The organism is Paenibacillus sp. PCH8 (assembly GCF_002968835.1).
Classification (GTDB): Bacteria; Bacillota; Bacilli; order Paenibacillales; family Paenibacillaceae; genus Paenibacillus.
Genome location: NZ_PKQK01000001.1, coordinates 2,913,405 through 2,928,733 on the forward strand (window position 1 = coordinate 2,913,405; position 15,329 = coordinate 2,928,733).

At 47.7% G+C, this 15,329-nt stretch carries 14 protein-coding genes; 10 read left to right on the top strand and 4 right to left on the bottom strand.

From position 1 onward, the window contains the following. Positions 1-28: 28 nt before the first annotated feature. On the bottom strand, positions 29-2,458 hold the full coding sequence (gene nirB / locus C0Q44_RS12335) for a nitrite reductase large subunit NirB (RefSeq protein ID WP_105407495.1): 2,430 nt from the start codon (positions 2,456-2,458) through the stop codon (positions 29-31). Between the two features lie 275 nt (positions 2,459-2,733). On the opposite strand from nirB, the gene C0Q44_RS12340 reads away from it, so the two are divergent. Next, positions 2,734-3,441: a metal-dependent hydrolase gene (locus tag C0Q44_RS12340; RefSeq protein ID WP_105407496.1), complete on the top strand. Its 708-nt coding sequence runs from the start codon at positions 2,734-2,736 to the stop codon at positions 3,439-3,441. 229 nt (positions 3,442-3,670) lie between these two features. Here the strand turns inward: C0Q44_RS12340 and C0Q44_RS12345 are convergent, their stop codons facing one another. From C0Q44_RS12345 to C0Q44_RS30195, 3 genes are all read right to left on the bottom strand, one after another. Then, complete coding sequence (locus tag C0Q44_RS12345; RefSeq protein WP_105407497.1) at positions 3,671-3,991, bottom strand: hypothetical protein; 321 nt, start codon at positions 3,989-3,991, stop codon at positions 3,671-3,673. A 237-nt stretch (positions 3,992-4,228) separates the two neighbouring features. After that, the gene (locus C0Q44_RS12350) at positions 4,229-5,302 is read right to left on the bottom strand and encodes a M42 family metallopeptidase (protein WP_105407498.1); all 1,074 of its coding nucleotides are present in this window, start codon (positions 5,300-5,302) and stop codon (positions 4,229-4,231) included. Positions 5,303-5,947: 645 nt separating this feature from the next. Next, positions 5,948-6,142 (bottom strand): hypothetical protein, encoded by a 195-nt coding sequence (locus tag C0Q44_RS30195; RefSeq protein WP_181150961.1) that lies wholly within the window; start codon positions 6,140-6,142, stop codon positions 5,948-5,950. Between C0Q44_RS30195 and spoVAC the strand changes: the two genes are divergently transcribed. The 9 genes from spoVAC (at position 6,131) to aroE (ending at position 15,302) form a co-directional block, all read left to right on the top strand. After that, positions 6,131-6,634, top strand: a complete 504-nt coding sequence (gene spoVAC, locus C0Q44_RS12355; protein WP_105407499.1) for a stage V sporulation protein AC — start codon at positions 6,131-6,133, stop codon at positions 6,632-6,634. The genes C0Q44_RS30195 and spoVAC overlap by 12 nt on opposite strands. Continuing rightward, positions 6,631-7,647: a stage V sporulation protein AD gene (gene spoVAD / locus C0Q44_RS12360; RefSeq protein ID WP_105407500.1), complete on the top strand. Its 1,017-nt coding sequence runs from the start codon at positions 6,631-6,633 to the stop codon at positions 7,645-7,647. Before spoVAC ends, spoVAD begins: the two co-directional genes overlap by 4 nt. 4 nt (positions 7,648-7,651) lie before the next feature. Next, positions 7,652-8,002: a stage V sporulation protein AE gene (gene spoVAE, locus C0Q44_RS12365; RefSeq protein WP_105407501.1), complete on the top strand. Its 351-nt coding sequence runs from the start codon at positions 7,652-7,654 to the stop codon at positions 8,000-8,002. Positions 8,003-8,207: 205 nt separating this feature from the next. Beyond that, positions 8,208-9,164: an AAA family ATPase gene (locus C0Q44_RS12370; protein ID WP_105407502.1), complete on the top strand. Its 957-nt coding sequence runs from the start codon at positions 8,208-8,210 to the stop codon at positions 9,162-9,164. A gap of 3 nt (positions 9,165-9,167) precedes the next feature. After that, positions 9,168-10,415 (top strand): DUF58 domain-containing protein, encoded by a 1,248-nt coding sequence (locus C0Q44_RS12375; protein ID WP_181150962.1) that lies wholly within the window; start codon positions 9,168-9,170, stop codon positions 10,413-10,415. Further along, positions 10,412-12,625: a DUF4129 domain-containing transglutaminase family protein gene (locus tag C0Q44_RS12380; protein WP_105407503.1), complete on the top strand. Its 2,214-nt coding sequence runs from the start codon at positions 10,412-10,414 to the stop codon at positions 12,623-12,625. The genes C0Q44_RS12375 and C0Q44_RS12380 overlap by 4 nt, the downstream gene beginning before the upstream one ends. A 110-nt stretch (positions 12,626-12,735) precedes the next feature. Then, complete coding sequence (locus C0Q44_RS12385; RefSeq protein ID WP_105407504.1) at positions 12,736-13,263, top strand: YqeG family HAD IIIA-type phosphatase; 528 nt, start codon at positions 12,736-12,738, stop codon at positions 13,261-13,263. Next, positions 13,260-14,387, top strand: a complete 1,128-nt coding sequence (yqeH, locus tag C0Q44_RS12390; RefSeq protein WP_105407505.1) for a ribosome biogenesis GTPase YqeH — start codon at positions 13,260-13,262, stop codon at positions 14,385-14,387. Before C0Q44_RS12385 ends, yqeH begins: the two co-directional genes overlap by 4 nt. Positions 14,388-14,432: 45 nt before the next feature. Beyond that, positions 14,433-15,302, top strand: coding sequence for a shikimate dehydrogenase (aroE, locus tag C0Q44_RS12395; RefSeq protein WP_105407506.1), 870 nt, complete (start codon positions 14,433-14,435; stop codon positions 15,300-15,302). The last annotated feature ends 27 nt before the right edge of the window (positions 15,303-15,329 follow it).

Consider the following 15,329-nt stretch of genomic DNA (forward strand, 5'->3'; position numbering starts at 1 on the left):
CATCCTGTATTTGGTCTTGCGAGCTTACTTATGGACGAGCCGATACTTCGATCCCACGGAACAGTTTGCTTTCGCCTTCTTCATCACGAAGCGCTTTTTTCCAAGGTTCTTCCAGGTGCCCGAGTGCGAACTCAATTCGTGTCATAAGTGCTTTGCGTTCCTCCAGATTGTCTACTACAACCGACTTGATATGCTCCAGACCCATACGTTCCACCCATTCGGAAGTCCGTTCAAGGTAGTTACCTGTCTCCCGATAATATTGCATGATGGCGCCGCATAGCTCGATTAATTCTTCGTCTGTCTTCACCTTGCAGAGAGGGTCAGCCAGTCGTGCCTTAATACCACCGTTGCCGCCAATAAAGATCTCCCAGCCACCGTCGTTGCCTACGATACCGATATCTTTGGTACATGCCTCTGCACAGTTACGTGGACAGCCGTTCACCGCGTATTTGAATTTGGCAGGCAGATCGAGACGTTCAAATTTACGTTCGAGCAGGGCGCCCATAGCCATGGAATCCTGTGTGCCGAATCGACAGAATTGGGAACCAACACAGGTTTTAACTGTCCGCAGCGATTTGGCGTATGCGTAACCTGAAGGCATATCCAGCTCAGCCCACACTTTAGGCAGGTCTTCTTTTTTGACGCCGATCAAGTCCAGTCGTTGACCGCCCGTAACTTTGACGGCTTTAACATCATATTTGACCGAAACATCAGCAATTCGTTTGAGGTCCGCTGGTGTCGTCACCCCGCCATACATCCGAGGTACAACCGTGTAGGTTCCATCTTTTTGAATATTCGCGTTCATACGTTCATTTACAAAACGGGATTCTTTCTCATCCTCATGAGTGTCCGGGGCAATCATGCCAAGGTAATAGTTGATTGCCGGACGACATTTGGAACAACCTTCAGGCTGACTCCATCCAAGTACATTCATGACCTCTTTAGTCGTCTGCATTCCTTTTTGTCTAATCTCAGCTACGATCTCATCCCGGCTGAGAGGAGTACAACCGCATATTCCCTGTTTGGCTCCACTGGTGAAATTGTCACCAAGTACATATTGCAGGATTTGTTCCACAACCGGCTTACATCCGCCACAAGAGCGGGTTGCACCGGTGCAGGCTTTGATTTCATCTACGCTTGTGAGCCCCTGATTCGTAATGACATCCACAATGGTTCCTTTGGTTACGCCGTTACACCCACAGACAATTTCGTCCTCGGACATCGTCTCTACAGATGTTGTTTTTTTATGACCACCACAGCCTGTTCCCATGAGTGATCCGTACAGTTCATCCGTCATTTCGGTTTGCTGTTTAATAAGCTTCTGCAGTTCAGCCGAGTCCGTAATGTCTCCAAAGAGAACGGCACCGACCATTTTATTGTCGCGAAGCAGAATTTTTTTGTATGTCCGTTTCCAGTCGTCCTTCTGGGAGATGACCGAATGATCTGGACTGTCGATGAATTCACCTGTTGAAAAGACGTCCACACCCGAAATTTTCAATTTCGTGGATACAACCGAGCCTTCATAAGGAGCTGTCTCGACACCGCAGATATGTTTCGCCAGAATCATGCCTTGCTCAAACAATGGGGCAACGAGGCCGTAACATACCCCGCGATGTTCTGTACATTCACCGACTGAATACACATTCTCCAGTGAAGTCTGCATGTAGTCATCCACGACAATACCCCGATTAACTTCCATACCGCTTTCACGCGCTACAGCCGTATTGGGTTTGATCCCCACAGCCATGACAACAAAATCGACATGCAGCACGGTGTCATCGGCAAAACGAATGCCTTCAACCCGTTCGCCGCCAAGCAATTCGGCTGTCTGTGCACCCATTTTGAATCGGATGCCCTGACGTTTCAACTCGGTTTTTAACATAGCTGATGCCTGCGGATCAAGCTGGCGCTCCATCAGATCCTCCATCAGATGCACTACGGTAACTTCCATGCCGAGTTGTACCAGCCCTTTGGCAGCTTCAAGGCCAAGAAGCCCGCCTCCAATGACAGCTGCCTTTTTGTACTCTTTTGCAGCCTCCAGCATGATATTGCAATCGGCGATATCCCGGAAACCGACGACACCCTCTTTGTCATGTCCCGGTACCGGGAGAATGAAGGAGTTGGAGCCGGTTGCAATGATGATTTTGTCATAAGGGAAGCGATTTCCATCCTCTGTCACGACTTCACGGGTATCCGCATCAATTCGGGATACAGTCGTGCTTGTATGGAGAGTGATACCATAATCCTTATACCAGTGAAGATCATTAAGCACGATGTCATCCAGTGTTTTGCTACCTTCCAGTACATAGGACAACATAATGCGGTTGTAGTTAGGGTAGGGCTCTGTGCCAAAAACGGTAATATCAAATCGCGAAGTTAATTTCAAAATTTGTTCAACTGTACTGATTCCTGCCATACCATTACCAATGATAACGAGTTTCTCTTTTTTTCCGTTCATGTGTGTATGCCTCCTTGGATAGACGCTGTACATTACCAACAATTTTAGTAGTTTATATTTGAAATTATACAAGTAGTTACTAACTATTTATGTGATTTATTTCACTAATAACGATAGTGTAGTTATAAATAAATTAGTGTGATACCCATCACTGAATATAAATTATATTTATATACAAATAAGAAATACGAACTATTGTTCTTGTTTTATTTTCGTTGTAATATCGGAAGTAGGCGTTTATATTCCCTATGTCTTCGAAAGGAAGTTTTGGCATCATGATGGGAAGATCCCACCTGATTATTGGGACAGGCGTATCGCTCTCTGTTCTTCAGTTGGCGGGTATACCCGTCACTGCACCAGCAGTTACTGTGGCATTGATTGGTTCTTTGCTACCGGATATCGATGAGCCTAATTCATTACTGGTATCCAAGGCCTTGCCGAACAGTCTGATCAGGCTGTTACAGACAATTCTGTTACCAACAGCTGTGTTTGTTTATTTCTATGTTCCGGTCAAGCCCTGGAATCTGTTGCTCGCCGTTCTGATTGGTCTGGTATCCTTTCTGCCCTCACGCTCACTTCGCAAAGTGCTGATGTTTGTGATTGGGTTGGGGCTTGTCTTCTATGGTCATGCGTTTGCACCATGGAATCTGATCGCAGGCAGTTTGTTGATGCTTTGCACTACGCTAACTCATAGGGGATTGACACACACCCTATATGGAACTGCCATATGGACTGGCTTGCTCTATAGCACGAGCCAGCAGCAGGGACCTGAGATTTGGGTAGCGGGAGGTACAGCATATGCCATGCATCTATTGGCTGATTCTCTGACCAATCGGGGTATCCGTCCGTTACCGCCGTTCAAGTGGCGCATACGGGTCAATCTGATGAGTACAGGAACCAAGCGTGGAGCTGTTGTGGAGAATGTCTGCATAGTGCTTACTCTTATTTTGGCCTGGTTTGCGTTCTCACCGTTATTTCTGTAATTTCAAAAAAAACGCCAGTCCTGCATGAGGACTGGTATTTCCTTATTTTAATTATGGCTATGTTCAACGTGAAGGATTATGTGCTTTAACTCGTTGTTGGCGTACTGGACAAACCTTCTATGTCCGTTGAACCAAATACAAACAATAATACCAGGATCGCCACAATCAACAGTTCAGCGAAGCCTATTCCATCAAAGTCAGACATCATTCCAACCTCATTTCATCCGATCTAGGAATTTATTCTCTGCTGGAAGGCACCTATAACGTCATTTAAAGTCATATCATCGCCCATCTCATCCAGGAATTGAACCAGTTTGTCTTGATTCGACGGTGTGATTTTTTGGAGTGTTTTATATTGTCCAACTAATTCAACGACCAGTGTAGCTTCGCGAAACAACGTAACCGCATCCACTCGTAACTTTCCGCTCACCAGTAATGCTGCAACGATAAGTTCCAAATTTCTTCCTTTAAGGTTGCCATTGAGAAGGGTGTTTGCAGCATTTGGTTTTTTGGAACCTTTATTCGATTTTCCATTCCTTCTCACTGCCATAACAGGTCCTCCGCTGCGTGGTGTTTAATTCATCTTCCGTTATTGTATCTTATGTATTACTCCTTATAATGTTCGACCTATTAATCTATTTATGTGGAACTACGCATCGCAACCTATTTCTGTCCTCTACGTTCTCGTGTAATTGTATAGTTCAACGGATATAGTCGTGCATATAGAAAAAGAGACCTCCTGATATAGTCAGGAGGTCTCTAGTCCATTTGAAGATCCATTCAGATATTAAGCGTTATTGATCATTGTATTCATTGTTGTCCGATCCAGACCTTTAACCAGCTTCACAATCAGTTCCTTGGCTGCATCATAGTCGTCTGTGTGAATGATGGAAGAAGAGGTGTGGATATAACGGGCACAGATGCCAATTACGGTTGACGGTACACCAATTCCACTCAAGTGAACTTGACCTGCATCCGTACCGCCTGGCGAGATGAAATATTGCATTTTGATCTGGTTGGAGGAAGCTGTATCTTGAACATATTCCACCATTCCGCGATGAGTGAACATGCCCGGGTCAAATATACGAAGTAATGCTCCTTGTCCAATATGTCCGAAGGATTGTTTGTCCCCTGTCATATCATTCGCTGCGCTACAGTCGAGTGCAAAGAAGATATCAGGTTGGATCAGATTGGCAGCAGTACGTGCACCTCGAAGCCCCAGTTCTTCCTGAACCGTTGCACCAGCATAGAGCGTATTGGGCAGTTTTTCTTTGTGCAGCGCTTCAACAAGTTCGAGTGCAAGACCTACCCCGTAACGGTTATCCCATGCTTTTGCCATGATTTTCTTCGGGTTTGCCATCGGTGTGAATTCACAGATTGGCACGATCTGCATGCCCGGATGAATGCCCCAGGATTCTGCCTCCGCCTTGTTGTCCGCTCCAATATCAAGATACATGGAATTCAGATCAACAGGTTTGTTCCGCTGTGATTCTTCCAGCAAATGAGTAGGTGTAGAACCTACAACCCCGGTAATCCGTCGATCAGGTGTGATAATTTCAAGACGTTGAGATAGTACAGCCTGACTCCACCATCCGCCCAGTGGGCGGAATTTGATCATGCCTGTTTCCGTGATGCCTGTTGTCATGAAACCGACTTCGTCAAAGTGTCCGGCTACCATAACTTTGGGACCGGATTCCTCCCCGCGCAATACGCCAAAAAGACTTCCCAGACGATCCTGAACGAATTCATCGGTATAAGCGGAAAGTTGCTCTTTCATCCAGCCGCGAAGCTCACGTTCAAAACCGGATGCGGAAGGAAATTCCGTTAATGTGCGGAACATTTCGATTGTTTTTTCATTCATGTATGAACAACTCCTCTGTTTTATGTATACCCAGGTCACAGTAGAACGGCTACCCGCCTGTTTGTCCTTTAAGATGTAGTTCAAAAAGTCACTTTTGATTACGAATCATGCCTAGCGGCATGATCAGCATCGAATATGAAATTCAGCCGAATAAGCAGACGCTTACGAGGTATGTTTCCTTCGGAAACATTGTAGTTGCTCACATAGTTTTCCTACGCTCCGCTACTCCATTTCTATCTTCATCTCATCTTCTCGGTACTGAAAACCAGACTTTTTGAACACGTACTTTAAAATGCTGAGGACTTGTTATTTAACCACTGGTCACATTACAGTATGAACCTTGCGCAAGTGATTGTCCATGTTTATGTCACGTATATAAGGCATGTTTTGGGCTTGTATCCTATTCGATTTTTATCGTTTTGTCCGCTGTAGTCGCAATCCTGATCCCGCTCCAGTGAATATGAATATACGGAGGAGATGTCGTCATTTTTCAGGTTCTTCATGCTCATTCTTCACTCGTCTGTTCACAGAAAGGAGCCGGTATATCCGATGAAGCCTCCGGAAGAGGGAACCGAAAAAGTACTGTTTATCGTTCTTTTTATCTTGCTCGTGATCGTACTTCTTTATTTATAAGACGTACTTAAATTAGTCTGCAAATCCGGCGTAATTCAATCCTGCTTCCACGGCTTCATGCTGTTGGAAACATATGCTGTCTGTCGCCGGATACATAACCTTCCGATCATTGACAAACAATGAATAGAGGATTACACACCATTGGCATTCAGCTGAAGCTGTTGACTCATTTTCACATAAAGGAGGTCTTGTATTTTGCCAGCTCATTCTGCATCCGGAAATGAAAAAAAATCATCTTCTCTGTCCATAAATGAAAAGGAGTATAAAAAAGTCGCCAAAAAACATGAGCCACCCAGGCCAATCCTGAAAAATTGCCTCAAGGCTTTTCTGGTTGGTGGAACTGTCTGCTTGATCGGACAGGCTATTCAGGAGGCTTTCATGGCCGGGTTCGACATGACTTCGAAGGAGGCCTCCAGTCCAACGGTGGCTGTCATGATTCTTATATCGGTTATTCTGACCTGTCTCGGCGTTTACGATAAAATGGCCCAGTGGGCAGGAGCAGGGACTGCTGTGCCCGTTACCGGATTCGCCAATTCCATGTGTTCAGCTGCATTGGAACACCGTTCTGAAGGTTTGGTGCTCGGTGTAGGGGCGAACATGTTCAAACTTGCGGGTTCTGTCATCGTATTTGGGGTCGTTGCTGCTTTTGTTGTGGGCATCGTTTACGCCTTTTTGGGATTCGGAGGTGGACATCTATGAAGCGACTGGGTCGCCAGACGTGGCAGTTCGAGAATCGTCCGCGAATTATCGGCAAGGCGGCAGTCGGTGGACCTGATGAAGGGAAAGGCCCCTTATCATCTGATTTTGATTACATCTATGACAACCTTGAGATTGGCGAGAAAACGTGGGAGAAGGCAGAACGAAAACTGCTCGAACAGGCATCCCAACTCGCATTGGTCAATGCGAATATTACCAAGGAAGAACTTCATTTTTTTGTTGGTGGAGATCTAATGAACCAGATTATCAGCAGTTCCTTTTCGGCGCGCAAACTGGGTGTACCTTACCTCGGTGTTTTTGGAGCATGCTCTACATCAATGGAAACGTTAGCTTTAGCTTCCATGATTGTTGACTCGGGAGCTGGTGATTATGTCCTTGCAGGGACTGTAAGTCACAATTGTACGGTGGAGAAACAGTTTCGTTATCCGACAGAGTATGGTTCTCAGAAGCCGCCTTATGCACAGTATACCGTCACGGGTTCAGGGTGTGGTGTGGTCTCCCGTACCGGTGATGGTCCGGTCGTCACCACAGCAACGATTGGACGCATTATGGATTTGGGAATCAAAGACCCCTTTAACATGGGTTCAGCTATGGCGCCAGCCGCAGCCGATACGCTGATCTCGCATTTCAGGGATACGGGGCGCGAGCCTGGTTATTATGATCTTATTGTTACCGGAGATCTGGCTTCCGTTGGTTTGCCGATTACGAAAGAGCTTCTGCAAAAAGAAGGCATTCCGATGGAACAGACTGTTTTTAATGACTGCGGGCTGATGATCTATGATCGTGAGAAACAGCCCTACGTTGTGGCCGGGGGAAGTGGATGTGGATGTTCTGCAACTGTTACGTATGGTCATATTCTGAATCGGATGCAGCAGGGTGACCTGAAAAGGGTGCTCGTTGTGGCTACCGGAGCACTGCTCTCTCCGCTCTCGTACCAGCAAGGTGAAAGTATTCCCTGTATTGCTCATGCGGTAGCCATAGAAAGGGAGGGGTAAAGCCATGCAGTTCTTATGGGCATTTATCGTTGGCGGTTTGATCTGTGTTGTAGGGCAATTATTAATGGATGGTGTCAAACTGACCCCGGCACATACAATGAGCACGCTTGTTGTCGCAGGTGCAGTTGCAGATGCGTTTGGCCTGTATGATCCATTGGTTAAGTTCGCAGGTGCTGGTGCTTCTGTACCCATTACAAGTTTCGGTAACTCTTTGGTACATGGGGCATTAACTGAATTGGAGAAAGAGGGATGGATCGGTGTAATTACAGGGATTTTTGATCTGACTGCGGCGGGAATCTCGTCAGCGATCATCTTTTCTTTTCTCGCAGCATTGGTGGTAAGGCCCAAAGGATAACATGGCATGGCAGAGCCATTGAACATCGTGTGATTCAGCAAAGGCTTCGGATAACTTCTATCCGGGCCTTTTTGTCGTCTTCATGCGTGAACTGCGGTAAATCTGACGGCTGGAAACAAATTGTGAGTTCCTTCGAGTGTACTCGCGACCCTGGATCATGTACAATAAAAGGAAATCTGTATGCTTTTTTAGGAGGTTAGACCACATGCCTGTGCGCAAAGAGTCGATCCAAATCATATCCGCAGTTCGTTCGAATCTGGAATCCTGCATCATGGGGAAATCCTTTGAAATTCAACTTTTACTTACAGCTTTGCTTGCAGGCGGACACGTTCTGATTGAAGATGTACCGGGAACAGGCAAGACGCAGTTGATTAAAGCGTTATCGAAATCCATGCGCGGAGAATACCGACGCATTCAATGTAATCCTGATATTTTACCAAGTGATATTACGGGCGTATCCGTGTTCCATCCTAAGGAAGAGCGTTTTTATTTCCGCCCAGGTCCAGTGATGACCAACATTTTGTTAGCAGACGAGATCAACCGGGCAACAACGAAAACGCAGTCTGCTTTGCTCGAAGTTATGGAGGAGCGCAGTGTAACCGTTGATGGCGATACGTATGATCTGCCGCATCCGTTTATGCTATGTGCAACCCAGAATCCGATTGATTTTGAAGGTACGTACACATTGCCGGAAGCACAGCTTGACCGGTTTATGTTGAAAATAAGTCTGGGTTATCCAGACAAGGAGATCGAGAAAATCTTGCTGAAACAGCATCAGTTGGGTCAGCCTGTGGATCGTCTTGAATCTGTAACCCATATCGATCAGATCTCGATCATACAGCAGGAGATCAAGGAAGTCTTTATCGGTGATCCGGTCATGGACTATCTGCTGGATATTGTTCGTCAAACCCGCTCCCATCCATCTGTATTGCTCGGTGCCAGCCCACGGGCAGCCATATCCTTCATGATGGCCGTGAAGGCCTTTGCTTTCTTGCAGGAACGTGATTATGTGCTTCCTGATGATGTGAAGACGATGGCCCCCTATGTGATCTCACATCGTATCGTGCTTCGTCCCGAATCCAGACTGGACAGCATGAGTTCCGAGGCTGTCCTGAATGCCGTGCTCCAACAGGTACGCGTGCCTGTCTCCATGGGGCAATAGTTCATGAAGCCGCTTTTGAGTACAATTAATCGAGGACTTCGCCACCCCCGCGTATGGAGCATCGCAATGGTGTGGATGTGCTGTTTGGCTTATGTTTTGTTCCAAGGCGGGAAAACGTCCCTCATGCTGTTATCGATGGTGACCCTGCTCTGTGTGTATCTTGCCATTGCTGGATTTAGCGGAGTAAGGCGAACCCAGGGAGTACGGAGGCTATCTTCCGGGCAGGATCACGAAGAATTGTTGCATGCGGGTGACCAGGTTCAAGTGCAATTGAGTCTGACGATTCCGGGATTTCTCCCGCTCCCGTATGTTGTTGTGCGCGAAATGTTGCATCGTCATAACGGGGAATCCTGGTCATTCAAGGAAAGTTTGATTCCGAATCTGCGAGGAAATGGTGAACTGTCTTTCCAAACACCGCCACTTGAGCGGGGGAAGTATGTCTTTTCGGAAACGGAATGTGCCAGTGAGGACATATTTGGATTGATTGAACATCGGGGAACGTTTAAGGCCAAGGGCGAGTTTCGAGTACTGCCAAGAACGGTATTTATTCCATATTGGCAGCTCTATGACCGCAAATCCCGGTTGTCTGGTCCGCAGACGGCTCTAACCCGCACCCGGAGAGAAACCACCCAGATTAATGGTGTACGTGATTACGTATATGGAGATCGACTTTCCCGCATTCACTGGAATGCAACGGCGAAGACGGGGACCTGGAAATCCAAGGAATTTGAACATGAGTCTGTACCCAAAACCATTCTCGTTCTTGACGGGCTGGCAGCAAGTTTTGAACACGGAGAAGCGTTTGAACTGGCCGTTTCGACTGCTGCATCTTTGCTGGAATATGGTACAAGGGAACGGATGGGGATGGGGTTGTTAACATTGTCTGAGAAGACAACCTACATGGCTCCAAGTGAAAGCTTGATGGAACGGCAGAAGATGATGCACCATCTGGTAGATATTCAGTATAACGGGCAGGATTCCTCGCTATTGCCCGGTGTTGAGAGAATAGCGCGTCAATTGCCGCAGGGTGCATACTTTGTTGTCATATCTCCACAGAAGGACGAGCGCATATTGGAACTGCTGCGCTGGGCCGATACGCGGGGCATGACTCCGTGCCATATACTGATTGATACCAGTGAATCCCGCCGGAGTACGGAATGGAATGCCATGTTGCGTGGAAGAGGCACCAGAGCATTCACCGCTTCTCATCTGCAGGAGCTTCCAACAGTGATGGGGGGAGGTTCTGTATGAGTATCAAAGTAAATGAGAGTGTTGTGGGCAAAAGATCCTGGTATCATGCAGCATCCTTGCTCTGGATTTTCCTGATAGGGATGCAATGGATCTCATTTACGCAGGAATCGTGGTACACAGAGACGACTTCTTTGGTGTTATGGACAATTGCAGCAGTTAGTATTCTGGAGGTCATTCTGCCCTTCAAGATGATATACCGTACCCTTGTTAAGGCGGGTGTCATTGGTTACATTTTGCATAAAACCCTGATTGATTATTCGGTCTATATCCCTTATGGCACGTTAACGGAGCGAGCAGAGCAATTCATACTGCATATGACGCCGTACATCTGGTTCTCCCTGTGTGCATGGGTGATGCTTGAGGCTGCCCTTCGCCTCGTAACCACTACACGTCGCATTCTTGTTTTTCTGGGTATCAACATCATATCGATGGGCATTCTTGACTCCTTTACCCAGATTCCACTCTGGATTGAGATTGCGTGGGTTATGTTTGCGGGTATGGGATGGCTCGTGTGTCAGCATTTTCGCAATTATCAGCTACAGTATCCACAAGGTTGGAAACGAATCATCCGGTATCCTTATAAAATCCTGGCCAATATTGCCATTATCTTTTCTTTGATTATTGTAGCCAGTGTGAACATGCCGGAGATTCCGCCAACGTTGACCGACCCCTACACGGCGTGGCGTAACTACACCGGAACTTCCACAACTCAGGCAGGGAACGGTAACCTGGACATTCCTGCGGCTACCGAATCGGGGTACAGCAGGGAAGACAACCAGCTTGGCGGAGGATTCAACTTCGACTATACACCGGTGATGTCTGTCACCACGAATGAGCGAAGTTACTGGCGGGGTGAGACACGTGCGGAGTACACAGGCACAGGCTGGGATGATCGTGGACGCGGTGCGACGGAGAACGTTGAAGCAGGACAGTCTCTGGAGAATGACGAATCCGGTAACGTGAATACCAAGCAAGTGACTCAGAACGTAACGATGCTGAATGACAATGTCTATCCCATTCTCTTTGGTGCTTACTCGATCTCGGAAGTGAGTACGATTAATGGTGAGGCCAGTACGGAACGCATGCTGTGGAATGCGGAACAGGCTGAACTTCATGTGGTGACAGACCGTCAGCAACCACAGTATCCCAAGACATACACCATTGTATCTGAAGCACCTGTGATTGTGGAAGATGAGCTTCGCACGAAGTCTTTTGAAGATCTGTATAACAGTAATCCGGCAGACGATATGTATTTGCAGTTACCATCCCGTTTCCCTGATCGGGTCACAGATCTGGCCGCCGAGATAACGGCATCTGCAAATACGCCGTATGAAAAAGTGGCATTACTACAAAACTATTTACAAACCAATTTCGAATACACGAACAATCCCGATTTATCCCGAAAAGCAAGCAGTGACTTTGTGGAAGGCTTCCTGTTTGATGTTATGGAAGGCTACTGTGATTACTTCTCTACTGCACTCGTGATGATGGCGCGTTCGGAAGGCATTCCTGCAAGATGGGTTAAAGGTTATGCCCCTGGACAGATGTCGCTGAATTCGGACATGCAGGCTCCACGTCAACCTGGTGCGGAGATTGAGACGACCTACACGGTTACAAATGCAGATGCACACTCCTGGGCAGAGGTCTACTTTGGTGAGTATGGCTGGATTCCCGTTGAAGCGACTCCGGGCTTTGATATGCCCCTGCTTACAGAACAGCCGGATGTACAGCCTGTAGATCAACCCGAAGACCAGCCTGAAGAGGAGCCGGTACAAGAGGAAGAGCAGACTCCTTCACCTGAGCAGACTTCTTCCGTAATCCCGACTTTTGTCATCTGGGCTGCAGGAGCGATCATCGTATTGTGGATAGCGTACATGTTCTGGCGTAATCGCTTCTCCCTGAGATTTTTCCTGCTTCGACTGCGAACAGGAGGACCGCTTACCCCTGAACAGAAAGTGGTGGCGGAGACCGAGCGTTGGATACGTTATGTGAAACGCAAAGGTCTGACCCGGAGCGGAGACGAGACACTTCGTGAATCGGTCACCCGCTGGAGCCAGGTAAATCCTTCTGCAGAAGGCACATTGCATGAGCTTCTCACGAAGTTCGAACAGACTCGCTACAGTCCGGCGTCCGTAACTGCCGACGACTGGAAGGGTGTCTATCAGACAGCCTTGAAGCTGCGGAAGGAACTCAAAGCGGAACGGGCATAGTTGCTGCCCGTCCCGTTTTTCCTTTTTTTCGATGCCATCAGGCGCTGTATGCATTTTCAGGAAAGACGGATTTGTGATATAGTGTGTCGTATGAAACTGAGGTGACTTCTTTGTTTAAAATGTTAATGCCCAAGCTGCGTGTAGACACGGTTTTTGACATTAATCTGGAAGAGCTGTACGCTCAAGGCTACCGTGGAATTATAACTGATCTGGACAACACACTCGTTGGAGCCAAAGCCCCTGACGCTACGCCCGAACTGATTGAATGGTTTGCACGTGTGAAAGCGGCCGGTTTCAAGCTGATGATTGTGTCCAATAACAATTTGAATCGTGTATCCCTGTTTGCGACCCCGCTGGATATCCAGTTTGTGCATAGTGCACGCAAACCATCGAATGTACCGTTTCGTAGAGCAATGAAAATGTTGGAGTTATCTCCGGATAAAACGATTGTAGTAGGTGATCAGATGCTTACGGACGTCTATGGAGGGAACCGAATGGGTCTATATACCGTTCTGGTACTGCCGATCTCCATTAGGGACGAAGGATTCATGACCCGCTTCAATCGACGCGTGGAACGGATTGCTCTAACGAGTTTGCGCAAGAAAGGCTTATGGCTTGAGGAGGAAAAGAAGAAATGACAGAAACGCATAACGGCAACCTTGCCGTAAGGTGCAGCGGATGCGGCGTGCATCTGCAAACAGAAAATTCGGAAATACCAGGGTTTATTCCCGAAAAGGCACTCGATCGTGAACCGGTCATCTGCCAGCGTTGTTTCCGGATCAAAAACTACAATGAGTCATCATCCGTTACGGTGGATCAGGACGAATTCCTGGCTCTGCTAAGCAAAATCGGGGATAAGGATGCACTTGTCATCCATATCGTTGATTTGTTTGACTTTGATGGCAGCATTATCTCGGGTCTGCAACGGTTTGTAGGCAATAATCCGGTATTGCTTGCTGTGAACAAAACAGACTTGCTTCCAAAAGTAACGAACTGGAACAAGATTCGCAATTGGGTGCAGATGCAAGCCAAAGAACAAGGTTTGCGCACCGTGGATGTGGTTTTGTGCAGTGCGAAGCAAAATCAGGGCTTTGACCGACTGCTTGAGCTTGTCGGAACCTATCGCGAAGATCGTGACGTATATGTGGTTGGCGGGACCAATGTGGGTAAATCCACACTGATTAACCGTTTGATCCGGGATTACAGCGATCTGGAGCAGGAACTGACCACATCCCGTTATCCGGGAACCACTCTGGATATGGTGAACATCCCGCTAGATGATGGCAAATATATTATTGATACGCCTGGAATCGTATATCCATGGCGTTTCAGCGAGATTGTATCCCGTAAGGATCTCGCTGCCATTATGCCGGACAAGCCGCTTAAACCGGCTGTTTATCAGTTGAATTCTGGTCAGACGCTGTTCTTCGGCGGCATGGCTCGATTTGATTTTGTCGAAGGTGACCGTCAGTCGTTCACTTGCTTCATCAGCACGGCACTGGATATTCACCGGACGAAGCTGGAGCGTGCAGATGATCTGTATCGTGACCACCTGGGAGAATTATTATCTCCTCCAACCCGTGAGGACGCAGCAGAGATGGCTGAATGGACCAGACATGAGTTCCGCATCAAACGTGGCAGTCAATCGGATGTGTTCATCTCTGGTCTGGGCTGGATTAAAGTGAATGGCAATAACGGTGCCCTGGTTGCTATCCATGCTCCAAAAGGCATTCGTGTACAGATCCGTCCATCTTTGATCTAGTGTAAACTTAGCACCTGTACATCAGATCGGATCGGAGGCGGACCTATGTCTGAGCAGAAAAAAATCAACCCATCACTCCCCGTGTTGCTTGGCGTTATGGGTGACCCTATTGCTCATTCCAAGTCACCGGCAATGCACAATGCGGCTCTGCAGGCTGCCGGAGTGAACGGAATGTATATGCCACTGCACGTTCATCCGAATCAATTAGATGCGGCGGTTCGGGGAATTGTGGCACTGGGCTATCGTGGTGTTAATGTCACCATCCCGCACAAAGAGCAGGTGATGCAGTACCTCGATGTCATCGATGAAAGTGCTCGCCTGATTGGTGCGGTGAATACCATCGTCAATGAAAGTGGAACACTGACAGGGTACAACACGGATGGTATCGGTTATGTTCGATCGCTGAGGGAAGAGGCTGTGCCGGAGCTTGCGGGCAAACGTATAGCTGTACTTGGAGCGGGCGGAGCAGCTAGAGGTGTCATATATGCGCTTGCACTGGAGAAGCCGGAGCGAATCAGCATTCTGAATCGCACAGCAGACAGGGCTAGTGCACTTGCTTCCGATCTGCGGAGCCATGGTCTGGGTGAAATCTCAGGCAGTGGCATGGAAGAAGCTGCGGCAGTTCTGGCAACGGCTGATATTGTCATTAATACAACGGCTGCCGGAATGCATCCTCATATGCATGACGTACCTGTTGATCCTGCACTGATTCGTGAAGGAACTGCTGTGAGTGATCTGATCTACAATCCGCTGGAGACCCGTCTGCTTCGTGAGTCGCGGTTACGCGGATGCATTGTGCATGGTGGTCTGGGGATGTTTGTATACCAAGGGGCTGTAGCCTTCGAACATTGGCTCGGCATTCCGGCTCCTGTGGACACCATGAGACGTGCGGTATTAAACAGTTTTAAAGTGTGAAAAAACAATAATTGAATGGTCAGGTCC

Coding starts and splice junctions, on each gene's coding strand:
- spoVAD (WP_105407500.1), top strand. CDS start 6,631: ATGAAGCGACTGGGTCGCCAGACGTGGCAGTTCGAGAATCGTCCGCGA.
- C0Q44_RS12370 (WP_105407502.1), top strand. CDS start 8,208: ATGCCTGTGCGCAAAGAGTCGATCCAAATCATATCCGCAGTTCGTTCG.
- spoVAE (WP_105407501.1), top strand. CDS start 7,652: ATGCAGTTCTTATGGGCATTTATCGTTGGCGGTTTGATCTGTGTTGTA.
- aroE (WP_105407506.1), top strand. CDS start 14,433: ATGTCTGAGCAGAAAAAAATCAACCCATCACTCCCCGTGTTGCTTGGC.
- C0Q44_RS12350 (WP_105407498.1), bottom strand. CDS start 5,302: ATGAATGAAAAAACAATCGAAATGTTCCGCACATTAACGGAATTTCCT.
- C0Q44_RS12380 (WP_105407503.1), top strand. CDS start 10,412: ATGAGTATCAAAGTAAATGAGAGTGTTGTGGGCAAAAGATCCTGGTAT.
- C0Q44_RS12375 (WP_181150962.1), top strand. CDS start 9,168: ATGAAGCCGCTTTTGAGTACAATTAATCGAGGACTTCGCCACCCCCGC.
- C0Q44_RS12340 (WP_105407496.1), top strand. CDS start 2,734: ATGATGGGAAGATCCCACCTGATTATTGGGACAGGCGTATCGCTCTCT.
- nirB (WP_105407495.1), bottom strand. CDS start 2,458: ATGAACGGAAAAAAAGAGAAACTCGTTATCATTGGTAATGGTATGGCA.
- C0Q44_RS12345 (WP_105407497.1), bottom strand. CDS start 3,991: ATGGCAGTGAGAAGGAATGGAAAATCGAATAAAGGTTCCAAAAAACCA.
- yqeH (WP_105407505.1), top strand. CDS start 13,260: ATGACAGAAACGCATAACGGCAACCTTGCCGTAAGGTGCAGCGGATGC.
- C0Q44_RS30195 (WP_181150961.1), bottom strand. CDS start 6,142: ATGAGCTGGCAAAATACAAGACCTCCTTTATGTGAAAATGAGTCAACA.